Origin of the sequence: Burkholderia sp. Ac-20349 (assembly GCF_017104865.1) — a bacterium.
Classification (GTDB): domain Bacteria; phylum Pseudomonadota; class Gammaproteobacteria; order Burkholderiales; family Burkholderiaceae; genus Burkholderia; species Burkholderia aenigmatica.
Map to the genome: position 1 here is coordinate 1 of NZ_JAAGPM010000039.1, position 17,534 is coordinate 17,534.

Sequence of the window (17,534 nt, forward strand, 5' to 3'; positions counted from 1 at the left end):
CGATTGCTTTCTCAGGTCCGCCCATAATGGGCTTGCGGACGCTGCGCTCCAGTCGAAATGGCTCGTTCGTCGGCAACAGTTCGAATTGCGCTTCGGCGCGATAGGTCTGCGCGCTGCCGGCTCGCCCGCCGACTTCCTCGATATCGAGCGTGCAGGACACGACGACGTACTCGCGATTCGCCGCCTGCTGCGGATGGCCGATGAGCGTGAAGGTGTGACCGACCGTGAGGCCGCGCAGATTCCCTTTGCCGTGTGCACGCCGCCCCACGCAGCGCTGCGCCTCAAGCTGCACACGCGCGAAGTGCCGCGCCTCCCGCTCCGTATCGTTCGGCTGGCCTGTCAGCCCTTGCGTGCCGGCGAGCGGCTGACTGTAGTCTCCCCAGTCATAAATCTCGCCACTCGAGTTGGCCGTAGGACGAGGGTCTTCCACGGTAACGCCCAGCCTCGCGCGTGGCCGCGTGTAGTCGTAATCCGTCACGCTCACGGACCCCGCCGTCAATCGACTGGTCACGGACAGCGTGTGTATGTGTTCCTCGTCGATGCGCTGACCGCCGGGTGGCAGATAGCGCAAAGTCTCGTAAGCCTCCCCGTGCGGCTGGTATCCGCCCATCGGGTCGCACAAGACCAGACGGTGATGGCCGCCATCATGTTCGAACCACCACCAGATGCCCCATTCTTCCCAGAGGCGTTGCAGGAACACCCAGTCCGATTCAAATGCCTGTCTCTGTACGTCGCGTTTCGGATAGACGCCCCTGAATGCGCCCAGGCGCTTATCGACGGGATAGGGATATTTCGAGAGCACCGCATCGGTGATTTCGACGACGGTCATATCCTGAAACAGGCGGCAATCCTGCGTCAGGGTCGCGCGATAGAGCCATGGCCGCAGTTCCAGTTCGTACAGGATCGCATCGCGATCCTGACCGGCAAGCCGTGCCGTTTCGACCAATCCGGTGATCTCGCGCGTACCCGCTCCGATGTTGCCAAGTCCGGCGGCACCTACCATCCCCGGAATGAACCGACCTCTGCCTTCGAGCTGGATCGATACGGTGACTTCCGTTCCGACTATCCTGTCCAGATCGAGATCCGCCGTGCGGCTCGGCGAAACGGCATAGGCGTCGTCGGTACGCAGCGCGACGAGGTAGCGGCATTCATCGAGGCGGCCGATGGTTTCGGTGCCTTGCAGGCGCACCGGAATGAATACCGGCAGTGCATCCATCCCGTAGGTCGGTAGCGACGCACCCGCGATCGACAGCGTGCGAGCCTGAGCAAAAATCCCCATTTACTCTGCCCCCGTCGCTCGCTGACCAATGACGGTCGCACCGCACCCGCTCTTGTCGCCGTGATAGCCCACGCGCCGACCGTGATGGGTACGCGGGCCACTCGCCAGCAACGGGAAAATGCCGCCGCATTTCGGACAACGGACACCATGGCCGTCAAGCGCGATACCGATGCCAAGATGCTTCAGGTCACTGGCAGCTTCGATGACGGTGCCGCCGTGGTCGGTTGAGTCACCCAGGCGGACCATTTCATGGCCTAGTGCATTCTTCATCAGCGCTCTCGCAAATCACGTGGAGCGAGATTGATAACGCGGAAATTCGGCGCCGACTATGGGATGAATACGATTTTTCGGACTTTGACTTTCGTTAAACAAATGATGTTTGTTTTTACACGAGCGCAACGACGGCCGCGCACGAGCAGTTCGCCGTGCTGCGGACTGCGAAGTTTGCGGAAGTGCTGCGGGGTATCGAGTTCGCACCGGGGACGGATACGGGGCGGTCGCACTGAGGCGAACGAGCCCCGGCTGATACCGGGTGACGGAGGCCCGGCTGCGCGTTTCCGCGGCCGGGCCTTTCAACTGTGTCTTAGCGCGGGTTCAGTCGGTGCGTTGCGCTTCGCCGTCTTTCGGCTCCGCTTGCGCCGCGCGCTGCCAGATCGGGAACATCGCGTTCTGGACCGACGTCTGCGCGTCGATGACCTTGCGGTGATCGATGCCTGGCAGGTCGAGCAGCCGATCGACCGCCGCTTTCACGCCGTCGGCGTTCTGCGGGAACCCGCACGCGAACTGCTTGTTCGTATCGAACAGGATCCACCACACGTCCGATTCGTAGGGCCCCTGGTCGTTGGTTTCGATCACGACCGCGCCGAGGTCAGCCAGCGCGATTCCGTGCGTCGTGCCCTTCGGGTCGGTCGCCTCGATGCGTGTACCGGTGGTAGTCACGACCCAGCGGCTCGGCGGGACGGGCGAAAGGGGCGGTGACGGTGCGGTGCCCGGTTGCGCCGTGTCGCCGGCACCGGCCGGCGCGGCGGCATCCATCGCATCCATCGGATCGACCGAGCCATCCGGCACGATCCCCGTTGCAGGCGCGACGACGTCCTTGTTCCCGCGCCCGCCGATCCACGGCAACGCGGCGCCGCCAATCATGGCCGCAAGCCACAGGTAGTACCCGATGCCGAAAGCGTGGATCGGCTTGAAGTCCGGGCCGGTCGGAATCGTGTGCCATCCGAGCGCGAAGGCCACGACCACGGCGAGCAGCGCGGACACGACACGGTTCGGCTTGATCAGCGCCACGATCAGCAGCGGGTTGCCGAGCCACGCGAATTGCAGGTCGAGGATCGCGAGCGGGCCGATCACGAGCACCATGTAACCGCGCCACCAGTGCACCGCGCCGATCGCATTCGGCGGTTCGGCGGCGACCGGCAGCAGCAGCGACACGACGTACAGCGCGACGAGGACGGCGCGCGCGAGGTTCAGGCGAGCGGAAGCGGTACGAGTCTGCATGTTGCCTTCTTGTTGTGCAGGGGCGAGCGACGCGGTCGATGCCGGACGGCCGTGCCGGCATTCACGACGCGTGGCGCGCACGCGTCGCAGGCGATTGTGGGCGATTCGCGCGGCGATGTCGAATGCGCACCGGACACCCGGCCTTGCCGCCCGCCGGCCGGCACCGCATCAAAGCGCTTCGACCAGCAACCGCTTGCTCTTCTCGCAATACTCATGACACGCCGCCCGCGCCGCAGTCGCCGCGCCATGGACGAACCGCGGCGCATCCGCCCGCCGCGACATCGACACGACGATCGACGGCGGTGACGGTTGCAGCGGCAGCTCGACGACTTCACCGCTTTCGATCAGCGCATCGACGAACAGACTCGGAATCGCCGCCACGCCAAACCCGTCGCGCACGAGCTGCACGATCACCGAGATCGACGGCGAGCCGGTGATGCGCGTGTCCGACAGCGGCACGCCGTGCGTGTGCGCGAGCGTACGCACGATGTCCTCCAGCGCACGATGCGGCGCCGTACCGCGCCCGTAGGTGAGAATCGGCTGCCGCAGCACCTGCCGCGCGAGCCCCGTGCGCGCATTCGGCAGCAACCCGGCACGCGCGATCCAGCGCACCGGATAGTTCGCGAGCGCATCGCACACGACCGACGCCTCGTCGCTGCCTTCCACGCGGATGATCAGGTCGAGCTCGCCGGCCATCAGCCGGCGCTGCAGCACCACGCTGACGTCGACGGTCAGGTCGATTTCCAGCTGCGGATAATCGGCCGCGAGCCGCCGCATATAGTGCGGCAGCCAGCTGTGCACGACGGTCTCGATCACGCCGAGCCGCAGCTTGCCGCGCAGCGCACTCTCGCCGGATGCGGCGGCCTGCAGCTCCTGGGTCGCCTCGACCACGGCTTTCGCATAGCCGAGCAGGTATTCGCCGTTCGGCGTGAGGCGGAATTCGCGGCTGTCGCGGTCGACGAGTACCGTCTGCAGTTCGTCCTCGAGCGCCTTCAGGCGCTGCGAGATCGCGGCCGGCGTCGCGTGCAGCGCGGCGGCCGTCGTACGGAAGTTGCGCAGCTTCGCGAGCGTGACGAAGGTTTCGAGAAAACGCGTGTTCATGGCGGTCGGACGGACGGTGGAGGCGCACTGTGCCGGTGAGGAAAAGTGAACGTAGCCGGGGAAAACCCCGAGATCCGTTAAGAAATTCTATACACCAAGCGCAAAAAAACTCGTTGGCGGCAAAATTTTTTCTTTTCTATTCTTCGCCGTATCCGATGACACGCCATCGTCATCCTGCCGACACACCGATCTGCCACAAGCCTTGACCACCATGACGCCTTCCGAATTCCGCCAGTCCGTGCGCCACGGCGCGTTCCGCGGCCCGACCGCCGGCCACTGCGGCCCGTACGCGCAAGCGAACCTCGCGATCCTGCCCGAAGCGGTCGCGCACGATTTCCTGCGCTTCTGCCAGGCGAACCCGAAAGCCTGCCCGCTGCTGGGTGTCGGCGAACCGGGCGCGTTCCGGGTCGACGCCCTCGGCGAGGATCTCGACATCCGCACCGACGTGCCGAGCTACAACGTCTACCGCGACGGCCGCCTGACCGAGCGCGTCGAATCGCTGGAAGCACTGTGGCGCGACGATTTCGTCGTGTTCGCGATCGGCTGCTCGTTCTCGTTCGAAGACATGCTGGCCCGCGAAGGGATCGGCCTGCGCCACGTCGAGGAGGGCCGCAACGTGCCGATGTACCGCACGTCGATTCCGAACCGCCGCGCGGGGATCTTCGGCGGCCAGCTCGTCGTGTCGATGCGGCCGATGCGCGGCGCCGACGCGATCCGCGCGGTGCAGATCACGAGCCGGTTCCCCGGCGTGCACGGTGCGCCGATCCATCTCGGCGATCCGCGCGAACTGGGCATTGCCGATCTGAACGCGCCCGAATTCGGCGACGCGGTAACGATCCGCGACGGCGAGCTGCCGGTGTTCTGGGCGTGCGGCGTGACGCCGCAAACCGCGCTGATGGACGCGAAGCTGCCGATCGCGATTGCGCACACGCCGGGCCACATGCTGATGACCGACATCACGAACGCGTCGCTGGCCATATTCTGAGCCGGGGCAACGACGACCCGCACGACATACCGCACGGACGATCGCCATTCGACGGCGCATAACGACAGGAGCACCACCATGGAAAGCAAGACCCTCGCGGCGAACACCGCGGAGCCCGCGAGCCCCGAGCGTAACGGCCTGTTCTCGTGGTACGGGGACGCGCAGCCGCGCGAGCGCCGCGCGTTCTGGAGCTGCAAGGTCGGCTACATGCTCGACGGGATGGACACGCAGATGCTGTCGTTCGTGATCCCGACGCTCGTCGCGACCTGGGGCATCTCGCTGGCCGACGCCGGCTTCATCGGCACGATCACGCTGCTTGCGTCGGCGCTCGGCGGCTGGATCGCCGGCATCCTGTCCGACCGGATCGGCCGCGTGCGCACGCTGCAGCTCACCGTGCTGTGGTTCGCGGTGTTCACCGCGCTGTGCGGGCTCGCGCAGAGCTACCACCAGTTGCTCGCGGCGCGGGCACTGATGGGCTTCGGCTTCGGCGGCGAATGGACGGCCGGCGCGGTGCTGATCGGCGAAGTGATCCGCGCGCGCGACCGCGGCAAGGCGGTCGGCCTCGTGCAGTCGGGCTGGGCGATCGGCTGGGGCCTGTGCGCGCTGCTGTATGCGCTGCTGTTCTCGGTGCTGCCGGCCGAGCAGGCGTGGCGCGCGCTGTTCCTCGTCGGGCTGGCGCCTGCGCTGCTGGTCGTCGCGATCCGCCGCTACGTGAAGGAGCCGGACGTCTACGAGAAGGAGAAGGCCGCGCAGGCGAAGGTGGCCGATGCACCGCGCCTCACCGAGATCTTCGCGCCGAAGCTGATCACGACGACGTTGCGCGCGGCGCTGCTGACGACCGGTGCGCAGGGCGGCTACTACGCGATCACGACGTGGCTGCCGACCTTCCTGAAGACCGAGCGTCACCTCACCGTGATGGGCACCGGCGGCTATCTCGCGATGATCATCTTCGGCTCGTGGGTCGGCTACCTGACGAGCGCGTACCTGACCGACCGCCTCGGCCGCAAGCCGAACTTCATCCTGTTCGCGGTCGGCTCGATGGTGATCGCGTTCGCGTACACGTCGCTGAACCTGACCAACGCGTCGATGCTGTGGCTCGGCTTCCCGCTCGGCTTCTTCGCATCGGGCATCTTCTCGGGGATGGGCGCGTTCCTCACCGAACTGTTCCCGACCCGCGTGCGCGGCTCCGGCCAGGGCTTCTGCTACAACGTGGGCCGCGCGATCGGTGCGCTGTTCCCGTTCCTGATCGGTGCGCTGTCCAAGCAATACGGGCTCGGCATGAGCATCGGCATCTTCGCGGTCGCCGCGTACGGCGTGGTGATCGTCGCCGCGCTGACGCTGCCCGAGACACGCGGCCGCGAACTCGACGCCGCGTAAGCGGCAGGGCGCTCCGCCCTTCAATTTTTTCCCCTTTCATCGACTCCGTGACACGGCGCGCGACGCGCGCCGTGCGGCGGCGCTCGTCCTTCGATTCAACGACGCATCGACCCGACATCATGACTGACCGACACCTTTCCCCCGTTCCGTCCGACGCTGCACGCTGGCAATTCTGGATCGACCGCGGCGGCACGTTCACCGACATCGTCGCGCGCCGGCCCGACGGCACGCTCGTCACGCACAAGCTGCTGTCGGAGAACCCCGAGCAGTACCGCGACGCGGCCGTGGCCGGGATCCGCCACCTGCTCGGCCTCGCGGCCGGCGAGCCGATCACGCCCCAGCGCGTCGACATGGTGAAGATGGGCACGACGGTCGCGACCAACGCGCTGCTCGAACGCAAGGGCGAACGCACCGCGCTCGCGACGACGCGCGGCTTTCGCGACGTGCTGCGCATCGCGTACCAGAACCGGCCGCGTCTGTTCGATCTCGACATCGTGCTGCCCGACGCGCTGTACGAGACCGTCGTCGAGATCGACGAGCGCATCGGCGCGCACGGCGACGTCGTCGTGCCGCTCGATGTTCAGGGTGCCGAAGCGTCGCTGCGCCGCGTGTTCGACTCGGGCGTGCGCGCACTCGCGATCGTGCTGATCCACGGCTATCGCTACACCGCGCACGAACGCGCGCTGGCGGACCTCGCGCGCCGCATCGGCTTCACGCAGGTGTCGGTGTCGCACGAAGTGTCGCCGCTGATGAAGATGGTGTCGCGCGGCGATACGACCGTGGTCGACGCGTACCTGTCGCCGATCCTGCGCCGCTACGTCGAGCAGGTCGCGCACGAGATGCCGGGCGTGAACCTGCAGTTCATGCAGAGCAGCGGCGGGCTGACGCGCGCCGACGCGTTCCAGGGCAAGGACGCGATCCTGTCGGGCCCGGCCGGCGGCATCGTCGGGATGGTGCGCGCCGCGCAGGCGGCCGGCTTCGAGCGCGTGATCGGCTTCGACATGGGCGGTACGTCGACCGACGTGTCGCACTACCACGGCGAGTTCGAGCGCGTGTTCGAGACGCAGGTGGCCGGCGTGCGGATGCGCGCGCCGATGATGAGCATCCACACGGTCGCCGCCGGCGGCGGTTCGGTGCTCGGCTTCGACGGCGCGCGGCTGCGCGTCGGGCCCGAATCGGCCGGCGCGAACCCGGGGCCGGCCGCGTACCGGCGCGGCGGCCCGCTGACGGTGACCGACTGCAACGTGATGCTCGGCAAGATCCAGCCCGATCATTTCCCGCGCGTGTTCGGCCCGCAGGCGGACGAACCGCTCGACCACGACGGCGTGGTCGCGAAGTTCGCCGCGCTTGCCGACGAGATCCACGCGGCGACGGGGCGGCGCGAGACGCCCGAGGCGCTCGCCGAAGGTTTCCTGGAGATTGCGATCGGCAGCATGGCGAACGCGATCAAGAAGATCTCCGTGCAGCGCGGCCACGACGTGTCGCGCTACGTGCTGACGACGTTCGGCGGCGCGGGCGGCCAGCACGCGTGCGGCGTGGCCGACGCGCTCGGGATGACGCAGGTGTTCGCGCATCCGCTCGCGGGCGTGCTGTCCGCATACGGAATGGGCCTCGCCGACCAGACCGCGATGCGCGAGCGGGCGGTCGAGGCCGTGTTGTCGGACGATTCGCTGCCGGCGCTGAATGCCGCGCTCGACCGGCTGGCCGACGAGGCGGTCGGCGCGCTGCTCGAACAGGGTGTGCCGCCGGAGCGGATCGCGACCGAGCGCCGCGTACACCTGCGCTACCAGGGCACCGACTCGGCGCTCGACGTGCCGGCCGGCAGCGTTGCGGCGATGCAGCAGGCGTTCGAGGCCGCGTACCGGCAGCGTTACGCGTTCCTGATGCCCGGTACGCCGCTCGTGGCCGAACTCGCATCGGTCGAGGCGATCGGCCGCTCCGACGCGCCGGTGGAGATCGCGCCGCTCGCACCGCGCGGCGACGGCGATAACGCCGCGCTGCGCGCCCATTCCGCGGTGCGCTTCCATTCCGGCGGCCAATGGCACGACGCAGCGCTGTACGTACGCGACACGCTGCTGGCCGGGGACGCGATCGACGGCCCGGCGATCGTCGCGGAGAAGAACGGCACGACCGTCGTCGAGCCCGGCTGGCGCGCGCAGATGACCGCGCAAGGCAACCTCGTGCTGACGCGCGTCACGCCGCTGCCGACACGCCGCTCGCTCGGCACCGACGCCGATCCGGTGCGGCTCGAGATCTTCAACAACCTGTTCATGTCGATCGCCGAGCAGATGGGGCTGCGGCTGCAGAACACCGCGTACTCGGTGAACATCAAGGAGCGCCTCGACTTCTCGTGCGCGATCTTCGACGGCGACGGCAACCTGATCGCGAACGCGCCGCACATGCCCGTGCACCTCGGCTCGATGGGCGAGAGCATCCGCACGGTGATCGAGCGCAATCGCGGCCGCATGCGCGACGGCGACGTGTTCATGCTGAACGACCCGTATCACGGCGGCACGCACCTGCCGGACGTGACCGTCATCACGCCGGTGTTCGCGGACGGCTCGGACGCGCCGCTGTTCTATGTCGGCTCGCGCGGCCACCACGCGGACATCGGCGGCACGACGCCGGGCTCGATGCCGCCCGATTCGACCCACATCGACGAAGAGGGCGTGCTGATCGACAACTGGCAGCTCGTGTCGGCCGGCACGCTGCGCGATGCGGACACCCGCGCGCTGCTCGCGTCGGGCCGCTACCCGGCGCGCAACGTCGAGCAGAACATGGCCGACCTGCGCGCGCAGGTCGCCGCGAACCAGAAGGGCGTCGACGAATTGCGCCGGATGGTCGCGCAGTTCGGCCGCGACGTCGTGCTCGCGTTCATGGGGCACGTGCAGGACAACGCGGAAGAGGCCGTGCGGCGCGTGATCGGCGCGCTGCAGGACGGCGCGTACCGCTACCCGCTCGACAACGGCGCGGAGATTCGCGTCGCGATCCGCGTCGACCGGGCGGCGCGGCGCGCGGAAATCGATTTCACGGGCACGTCCGCGCAGCTCGACAACAACTTCAACGCGCCGAAGGCCGTGTGCATGGCCGCCGTGCTGTACGTGTTCCGCACGCTGGTCGGCGACGACATCCCGCTGAACGCCGGCTGCCTGAAGCCGCTCACGGTGATCGTGCCCGCGCGCTCGATGCTGAACCCCGAGTATCCGGCGGCGGTCGTGTCGGGCAACGTCGAGACGTCGTCGGCGATCACCAACGCGCTGTACGGCGCGCTCGGTTGCGTCGCGTCGAGCCAGGGCACGATGAATAACTTCACATTCGGCAATGATCGCTACCAATACTACGAGACTATTGCGGGCGGCAGCGGTGCCGGCGACGGTTTCGCGGGCGTCGGCGCGGTGCAGACGCACATGACGAACTCGCGGCTCACCGATCCGGAGGTCCTCGAATGGCGCTACCCGGTGCGGCTCGACTCGCACCGGATCCGCGCCGGGTCGGGCGGCGGCGGGCGCTGGCGCGGCGGCGACGGCGCGGTGCGGCGGATCCGCTTCCTCGAGCCGATGACCGCGTCGATCCTGTCGAACAACCGGATCCACGCGCCGTTCGGCGCGGCGGGCGGCGAGGCCGGCGCGCTCGGCCGCAACACGATCGAGCGTGCGGACGGCACGGTCGAGGCGCTCGACCATATCGGCCGCGCGCAGATGGCGCCGGGCGACGTGTTCGTCGTCGAAACCCCGGGCGGCGGCGGATACGGCGCGGCGGGCTGAGCCATACACCCGGCGCGGGCACCCCGCGCCGGGTGCGAGGCGACATTGCAACGGACTGTGGAATAAAGCCGCGCATTAACGCACGAACGGAATCAAAAATGACGGAAAATCGGGTCGCCGGCATGCGATCCGACCCTGTCGCCACGATCTTGTCACATCGCTGCCACCGAATGCTGGAATCAGCCGCAAACGCCTGCCTGGCGGGGCGCTCAGCCCGTCTCGCCGAACCCGTTGCGCACCGCCGCAACCGCGATTGAGCGGGCTGCCAATCATGAAAAATCCGGCTTGCCAATCGAGTCCCGATTCCTTGACACTCTGCTCCAAATGTGAGTGCCCATCATGATCGTCATTTGATAAGATGGCTCTCATCATTCGTTAGGCACAACCTGCGCGCATCACGCGCGAACGCCGGGTCGCATTAGCTGGAAACAAGTACGGGACGAGGCCCATCATCACGGCAATCACGGCCGCCGTTCCGGGTGCGCGCGACGCGCGGCCCGGAACGGCGGGCGGCCGGCTCGCTCCGTCTACACTGTGCGTTTTTTCTGGATCGGGGCGTCTCCATGGATGACGAAAACGATAGCGCGGTGCTCGAGGCGCATGTCGGTACGCGCAGCCCCTGCTGGCGTCTCGGCAGCGACAGCAATGCACTCGAACTGGCGGCCGTTCGCGGCCTGACCAACGTCGCGGTTGCGCTGACGGTCGAACAGGCCGCGCGCATCCGCGCGCTGACCGGCGTCACGTCGCACCTCGTGCTCGACATCGCGCTGTTCGGCCAGCCCGTCAGCCTCCATCTCGTCGGCCGGAAGGTCGACACGACCGACTGGGCCGGCACGGCCTCCGCGTATTCCGATACCGAATCCGTCGCGGGCGATCTCGCGCACGGGCTCGCGTTTGCCGAGCAGGTCGTGTCCGAAGTGAATTCGCTCGTCGTGATTCTCGACCGCAACGGGATGGTGCAGCGCTTCAACCGCCTGTGCGAGGAAGTGACGGGCAAGCGCGAGGTCGACGTGATCGGCCGCAGCGCGTTCGAGCTGTTCATGAGCCCCGAGCAGGGCGCGCAGTCGCGCAGCAACATCTCGGGCTTTTTCGCGAGCAACCACTCGTTCGCGGTCGAGCGCTACATCAACACGGTCAACGGGCCGCGCCTGTTCCAGTTCCGCAACAAGTTCGTGCAGAGCGGCAGCGGCGTCGACGAGCAGTTCCTGATCTGCTCGGGCATCGACATCACCGAGGAGCGCAGCGCGCAGCAGCGGCTCAGCGAACTCGCGAACACCGACGTGCTCACCGGGCTGCCGAACCGCCATGCGATCAGCGAGCGCATCCACGCGGCGATCGCCGCGGAGACCGCCGCGTCGCGCGGGCAGGTCGGCATCCTGTTCCTCGATCTCGACAACTTCAAGCGCGTCAACGATCACTACGGGCACATCACCGGCGACCGGCTGCTGCAGGACGTGTCGTCGATCATCAGCGGCTGCCTGCCGTCCGGCGCGACGCTCGCGCGGCTCGGCGGCGACGAATTCCTCGTGCTGTTCGAGCACGGCACGCGGCCGCTGCTCGAAGCGACCGCGCAGATCATCCTCGAACGGCTGCGCACGCCGATCCATCTCGGGCTGATGGAGGTCTACACGAGCTGCTCGATCGGCATCGCGATGCATCCGCAGCACGGCGATTCGCTCGAGACGCTGATCCGCAGCGCCGATACCGCGATGTACGTCGCGAAGGAAGAGGGCAAGCACACGTATCGCGTGTTCTCGCTGGAGATGAACCAGAAGGTCGCGAAGTACATGTGGCTCGACACGAACCTGCGCAAGGCGCTCGAGGAGGAGCAGTTCGTGCTGCACTACCAGCCGGTCGTCGATATCGCGACCGGCGACGTGCACGGTGTCGAGGCGCTGGTCCGCTGGCAGTCGCCCGACCGCGGGCTCGTCGCGCCGGTCGAGTTCATCCGCTTCGCGGAGGAGTCGGGCCTGATCGCGCCGCTCGGGCGCTGGGTGATGCGCAGCGCGGCCGCGCAGGCCGCCGCCTGGAAGGCGAAGGGGCTCGGCATCCGGATCGCGGTGAACGTGTCCGCGCGGCAGTTGCAGGACATGAACATCGTGTACCAGCTGGCGTCGATCCTCGACGCCGCGGGGCTGAAGCCCGGCCTGCTCGACATCGAGCTGACCGAAAGCTGCTTCATCGAGGACGAGGATGCGGCCAACGGGCTGATGCGCCAGTTCCGCCAGCTCGGCGCGGAGATCCATCTCGACGATTTCGGCACCGGCTATTCGTCGCTGTCGCAGCTGTCGCGCCTGCCGCTCGACGCGATCAAGCTCGACCGCAGCTTCATCACGGGCATCGACCGCAATCCGCGCTCGCAGGCGCTGGTGCGCTCGGTCGTGTCGCTCGCGAAGGCGCTGAATTTCGCGGTGGTTGCCGAAGGCGTCGAAACGCATGCGGAAGCCGAGTTCCTCAAGCAACTCGACGTCGATCACGCGCAGGGCTACTACTACGCGCGCCCGATGCCGGCGCAGGCGTTCGAGGCGTGGCTCGCGGAGACGAGAAAGCTCAGGCTGATCGCCTGAGCTTCGTTCACGAACGGGCGCCGCCGGCACGCGGCGGCGCCCGTCGCATTACACCGTGCGCAGCTTCGACACGCGCCGGTTCTGCAGCATCACGAGGCGTTCCATGTACGCGAGATCCTTCGGCTCGATCGTGAACGCCGCATGCACCCACGCTTCCGTGATGTCCATCAGCTCGGAGCGCGTCAGCTGGAACACCCGCTCGCGGGCGCGCAGCATCGCGCGCACGCCGTTCAGCTTCGGCTTCGTCACGTCGATGAAGGTGCGCGTCGCGAGATACGCGTCGCCCGCGTCGAACGTCTGGTCGATCAGGCCGCGATCCTCGTACCACTCGGCCGCGTGCGCTTCACCGGTCGCGATCAACTGCTCCGCGAGACCCCGATCGGCCTTGCGCGCGACGAGCGAATAGCCGCCCATGCCCGGGAACAGGTTGAACGCGATCTCGGGGAACCCGAGTTTCACGCCTTTCTGCGCGAGCATGTAGTGATGCGCGAGCGCGGCCTCGAAGCCACCGCCGAGCGCGCTACCCTCGACCATCGCGATCGAGATGGCGCCGGTACCGAAGCCCGTGTAGATCTCGTACACGCCGTCGATGCACGAGCGCGCATAGGCCATCAGCAGGTCACGCTTGCCGCTGCGGATCGCGTCGACGAAGAAGCTCAGGTCGCCGCCGACGTTGAACAGCTCGGGGACGAGCGAGCCCGTCACCCAGAAGTCGAACGGCAGGCCCGAGTCGCGTGCGACGCGTGCGAGATGGATGATGTCGGTAACGAGTTGCTGGTTGAAGCACGGCCGCGGCTCCGATCGCAGCATCATCCACATGACATTACGTCCCTCTTCATAAAAGGCAGTCAGTTGCGTGAGTTCGCCGGCTTCATAAAACGGGCGGCACGCGGGATGGGATTGGAGTTGCATGGTATGTCCTCGTGAGATGTGGTTTTTGAAGACCATCGCGCCCGGTGCCGAGCGGGAGGCGAGTTCCCGCCGGGTGCCGGGCGCGAGGCATCGCCATTGTTGCGCGCGCACATTCGGCGTATCTGTGGAATGGGTCACCGGAAAGGCGCGCGGGCCCATGCAGGACGGCGGTCGAGGACAAACGGTCGAGGAGCGGGGAGCGTCCGGCCGGGCCGGTATCGCGGCGTTCCGGACGTGACGACGGAATGCGGGCAGGCCGCATGACGGCAAACTTGAGAACGGCGCGGCAATGCCGCGTGCGACGCAGGCAGTCGTAACCGCGCATTGGCAATGCGGGGAGCGTGTCGCGACCGCTCGCCGTGCAGGGTATTCACGGGTGCCGACGGGGATCCGGCAAATTTTTTGCGGCGTTAGAATCGCGCGCCCGTTCATATCTGCGCGCCCCGTTCCGCACGCAGGGACGCAGATCTCCTCCGCGGCCGGCATCCGACGGAACTTGCCAGAGTCGGTCGGCTTCAGCCAACATTCGCATCCGGCACGGCCGCGCGTTCCGAGCGCGGCCGGCATGGAGGAGAACACGTATGTCAGAGAAACATCGGGTCCTGGTACTGGACGACGATCCGGAGGTGCGCGCCTGGTTGAGGGTCGTGCTGGAAGAGGCAGGGTTCGACGTATCGACGGCCGACAGCGCGGCGATGATGCAGCAGCAACTGGCCGCCGCGCCGCACGCGCTCGTCATCCTCGACCTGAAGCTGCGCGGCGAGGATGGCCTGACGGTGGCGCGCGAGCTGCGACGCCGGTCCGACGTCTCGATCATCATGATCAGCGGGCTGGGCGACGAGACGGACCGCGTGCTCGGCCTCGAAACCGCAGCGGACGATTTCATCACGAAGCCGGTGTCCGGGCGCGAGCTGATCGCGCGCGTGCGCGCGCAGCTGCGCCGCACGACCGAGCTGTCGATGCCGCGTCCCGCACCGAACGGCGGCGGCCCGCGCTTCTGCTTCGACGGCTGGACGCTCGATTTCGCCGCGCGGACGCTGACGCACGGCGGCAATCCGTGCGCGCTGACGCAGGGCGAATTCGAGCTGCTCGCCGCGATGGTGCAGCAGCCGTCGCGCGTCTGGTCCCGCGACCAGTTGCTCGAACATACGCGCGGCTTCGGCATCGACGTGTACGACCGGACGATCGACGTGCTGATCCTGCGCCTGCGCCGCAAGATCGAGCCGAACCCCGAGCAGCCGACCTATATCCGCACGCAGCGTGGTATCGGCTATGTGTTCGCGGTACCCGTCGTGCGCGTGTGACGCGATGCGGACGACGTTCAGGCTGGTGCCGCCCTGGAGTGTCCGGGCCAAGCTGATCGCGACGTTTCTGCTGCTGTTCGGCATCACGCTCGCGGTCGTGGTGGTCGGCGTGCTCGGCATGCGCGCGAACCAGAACGCGCTCGACGAATACGAAGCGAACGTCGTGCCGGAGATTGCCCGCGCGCTCGAGTTGTCGGACAAGGTCGCGCAGCTCGCCGCGGTCGCGCCGAGCATGATGCTGACCGATTCGCCGGACCTGCTTCACAACGACACCGAGCTGCTGCGCGGCCTGCTCGGCGACATCCGGCGGTTGTCGCCCGGCTTCGGCAAACAGCCTGGCCCCGCCGCGAAGGCGGGCGAACAACTTGCCGTGATCGACGACCTCGACGCGATCGACCAGGATCTCGCCCGGCTGCTGATCGTGTCAGGCCGGCAGCGGCAGCTCAAGGAGGAGTTGAGCGACCTGCGCCTCGCGAACGACCGCATCGGCGACAGCATCGCGCGCGACAAGAGCGTGATCGCGCAGCGCGCGCCGACGCTGCTCGAGATCTGGGCACGCACGGCCGGTGCGCTGCAGGCGGCGAACGCGGCGGAGCTCGGCAGCGCGGAAAGCGATAACGAGGCGCTGTGGCTGCGCGTGCGTGAACGCGGCGAAGACCGTCGCCAGCCGGCGCTTGCCGACGCGCTGCAGCGCCTCGATGGCGGTACGCGCAACGCGTTCGCGGTGCGCCGCGAGTTCTTGTCGAGCGAAGCGCAGACGGGCTATCTCGTCACGCTCCTGCGCGGCCACGCGGACCACCTGAGCGGCAAGTCGGCGCGCTACGTCGAGCGGTTGCGGCAGATCGCCAGCGAACGCAGCGACAAGGTGCGCAAGGTCGCGGTGTCGAGCCAGTCGGGCCTGTTGCTGCTGGCCGTCGCGGGCGTCGCCGTGGCGCTGCTCGGCGTCGCGTATGCGAGCCGCATCCTGCACAAGTTGCAGGCGATGACGCGCGTGATGGCGCGACTCGCGAAAGGGATCACGTCCGACCAGATGCCGTCGACGCATCGGCCGGACGAAATCGGCGAGCTGGCGCGCGCGTTCGAGGTGTTCCGCACCAACCTGATCGAGAAAGAGCAACTGACCCAGGGGCTCGAGTCGCAGCGCCGCCTGCAGGAGTCGGTGCTCAACTCGATGAACGACGGGGTGTCCGTCCACGACACGCACGGCAGCTTGATCGCGTGGAATCCGACCTTCGCGACGCTGCTCGGGATCGACCCGGGCGCGCTGCATGCGGGCCTGTCGCTCGCGACGCTGCGGCAGGCCATGCATCAGCCCGCGCGCTGGCGCCAGGTGTCGCGCGAGACCGCGACCCGCACGTCGGACGGCGCGCGCATTGCCGCCTCGGCCGAGCTGCACCTGCGCGACCATCGGACCCTCGAATTCCACTGCCAGCCGCTTCCGGACGGCGGATGGGTGGCGGTCTGCCGCGATCTGACGAGCCGGCGCGCGGTCGAGGCAGAGTTGCGCCAGGCACAGAAGATGGACGTGCTCGGCCAGTTGACGGGCGGCGTCGCGCACGATTTCAACAACTTCCTCGTCGCGATACTCGGCAACCTGGAGCTGCTGCTGCCGCGGCTCGACGGGCAGCAGGACGCGCAGACGATGGCCGAGCGGGCGCGCCGCGCGGCCGAACGCGCGTCGCGGCTCACGCGGCGGTTACTCGCGTTCGCGCGGCGCCAGCCGCTGCAGGCCGAACGCGTGTCGGTCAGGGCGATGCTCGCGGAGATGCTCGATCTCGTCGAATACTCGGCGGGCCAGCGCGTGACCGTCGTGCTGGAGCCGGCCGCCGACGCGATGTGGGTGAACGTCGACCGCGGCCAGCTCGAGAACGCGGTCCTCAACCTGACGCTCAACAGCGCAGCCGCGATGCCGGACGGCGGGACGCTGGCGCTGGCCGCGCGCCGCGAGCCGGCGGCGGACGGTGCCGCGGCGCCGCCGGCGATCGTGCTGAGTGTCACCGACACGGGCTGCGGAATTGCGCCGGTGCTGCTCGACAAGGTGATCGAGCCGTTTTTCACGACCAAGGCGGCCGGGGAGGGGAGCGGGCTCGGGCTCAGCAGCGTCTACGGCTTCGTGCGCCAGAGCGGCGGCGATCTGCGCATTCACAGCGAGGTCGGCCAGGGAACGCGCGTCGACCTGTGGCTGCCCGAGTGCGCCGCACCCGAACGGCGCGGCGCACCGGCCGTCGTTGCGGCCGCGCCCGTTGCCGGACAAGCCGGTGCTCGCGTGCTCGTGGTGGACGACGATCCCGAGGTGCGCGACACGGCGCTCAGCCAGTTCGCGGCGCTCGGCGCGCGGGCCGACGCGGTGGCGACCGGCGACGCGGCATTCCGCTGGCTGGCCGAGCACGGCCCCGTCACGCTCGTGCTGTCGGACATCTCGCTCGGCGCGGGCGGCAGCGGCATCGCGTTCGCGGCGCGGCTCGCCGAGCGCTGGCCGGCGCAGCGCGTCGTGCTGACCTCGGGCTTGCCGCCCGAGATTCATCAGACCCATCCCGACTGGCGCGCAGACCTGCCGTTCGTGCCGAAGCCGTTCGATCTCGCGGCACTCGCCGCGCTGCTGGGCTGACGCGCGACGGCGATTGTTTCGATTGTTAATGGCGCGCCGCGTTTCCGAAATTTTCGATTAACCGGACTGGAGTCTCATAGACCCACGGCACCCGGCGACGCGCTCGCGACACCGCGGCGCGCGATTCGAACGATTCG

At 68.0% G+C, this 17,534-nt stretch carries 11 protein-coding genes; 6 read left to right on the top strand and 5 right to left on the bottom strand.

The genetic code is table 11. From position 1 onward, the window contains the following. The 4 genes from tssI to G3N61_RS15300 form a co-directional block, all read right to left on the bottom strand. The coding region (gene tssI, locus G3N61_RS15285) for a type VI secretion system tip protein TssI/VgrG (protein WP_205822912.1) at positions 1-1,279 on the bottom strand (1,279 nt) is incomplete at its 3' end. Next, positions 1,280-1,549: a PAAR domain-containing protein gene (locus tag G3N61_RS15290; RefSeq protein ID WP_205822914.1), complete on the bottom strand. Its 270-nt coding sequence runs from the start codon at positions 1,547-1,549 to the stop codon at positions 1,280-1,282. Between the two features lie 324 nt (positions 1,550-1,873). Continuing rightward, complete coding sequence (locus G3N61_RS15295) at positions 1,874-2,779, bottom strand: hypothetical protein (RefSeq protein WP_089453665.1); 906 nt, start codon at positions 2,777-2,779, stop codon at positions 1,874-1,876. Positions 2,780-2,947: 168 nt separating this feature from the next. Then, positions 2,948-3,880, bottom strand: coding sequence for a LysR family transcriptional regulator (locus G3N61_RS15300; RefSeq protein WP_089453664.1), 933 nt, complete (start codon positions 3,878-3,880; stop codon positions 2,948-2,950). Positions 3,881-4,091: 211 nt separating this feature from the next. Here G3N61_RS15300 and G3N61_RS15305 point away from each other — a divergent pair, with 211 nt between their 5' ends. From G3N61_RS15305 to pdeR, 4 genes are all read left to right on the top strand, one after another. Beyond that, a complete protein-coding gene (locus G3N61_RS15305; protein ID WP_175025675.1) occupies positions 4,092-4,865 on the top strand; it encodes a putative hydro-lyase in 774 nt (257 codons plus the stop codon). A 78-nt stretch (positions 4,866-4,943) separates the two neighbouring features. Further along, on the top strand, positions 4,944-6,242 hold the full coding sequence (locus tag G3N61_RS15310) for an MFS transporter (protein WP_205822916.1): 1,299 nt from the start codon (positions 4,944-4,946) through the stop codon (positions 6,240-6,242). A gap of 119 nt (positions 6,243-6,361) precedes the next feature. Continuing rightward, a complete protein-coding gene (locus G3N61_RS15315) occupies positions 6,362-10,006 on the top strand; it encodes a hydantoinase B/oxoprolinase family protein (RefSeq protein WP_205822917.1) in 3,645 nt (1,214 codons plus the stop codon). Positions 10,007-10,569: 563 nt separating this feature from the next. Continuing rightward, a complete protein-coding gene (gene pdeR, locus G3N61_RS15320) occupies positions 10,570-12,573 on the top strand; it encodes a cyclic di-GMP phosphodiesterase (protein WP_043178401.1) in 2,004 nt (667 codons plus the stop codon). Between the two features lie 48 nt (positions 12,574-12,621). Here the strand turns inward: pdeR and G3N61_RS15325 are convergent, their stop codons facing one another. Continuing rightward, complete coding sequence (locus G3N61_RS15325) at positions 12,622-13,485, bottom strand: crotonase/enoyl-CoA hydratase family protein (protein WP_043178398.1); 864 nt, start codon at positions 13,483-13,485, stop codon at positions 12,622-12,624. A 581-nt stretch (positions 13,486-14,066) separates the two neighbouring features. Between G3N61_RS15325 and G3N61_RS15330 the strand changes: the two genes are divergently transcribed. Then, positions 14,067-14,789: a response regulator transcription factor gene (locus G3N61_RS15330; RefSeq protein ID WP_043178396.1), complete on the top strand. Its 723-nt coding sequence runs from the start codon at positions 14,067-14,069 to the stop codon at positions 14,787-14,789. A gap of 4 nt (positions 14,790-14,793) precedes the next feature. Continuing rightward, positions 14,794-17,397 (top strand): PAS-domain containing protein, encoded by a 2,604-nt coding sequence (locus G3N61_RS15335; protein WP_089453660.1) that lies wholly within the window; start codon positions 14,794-14,796, stop codon positions 17,395-17,397. Positions 17,398-17,534: the final 137 nt, after the last annotated feature.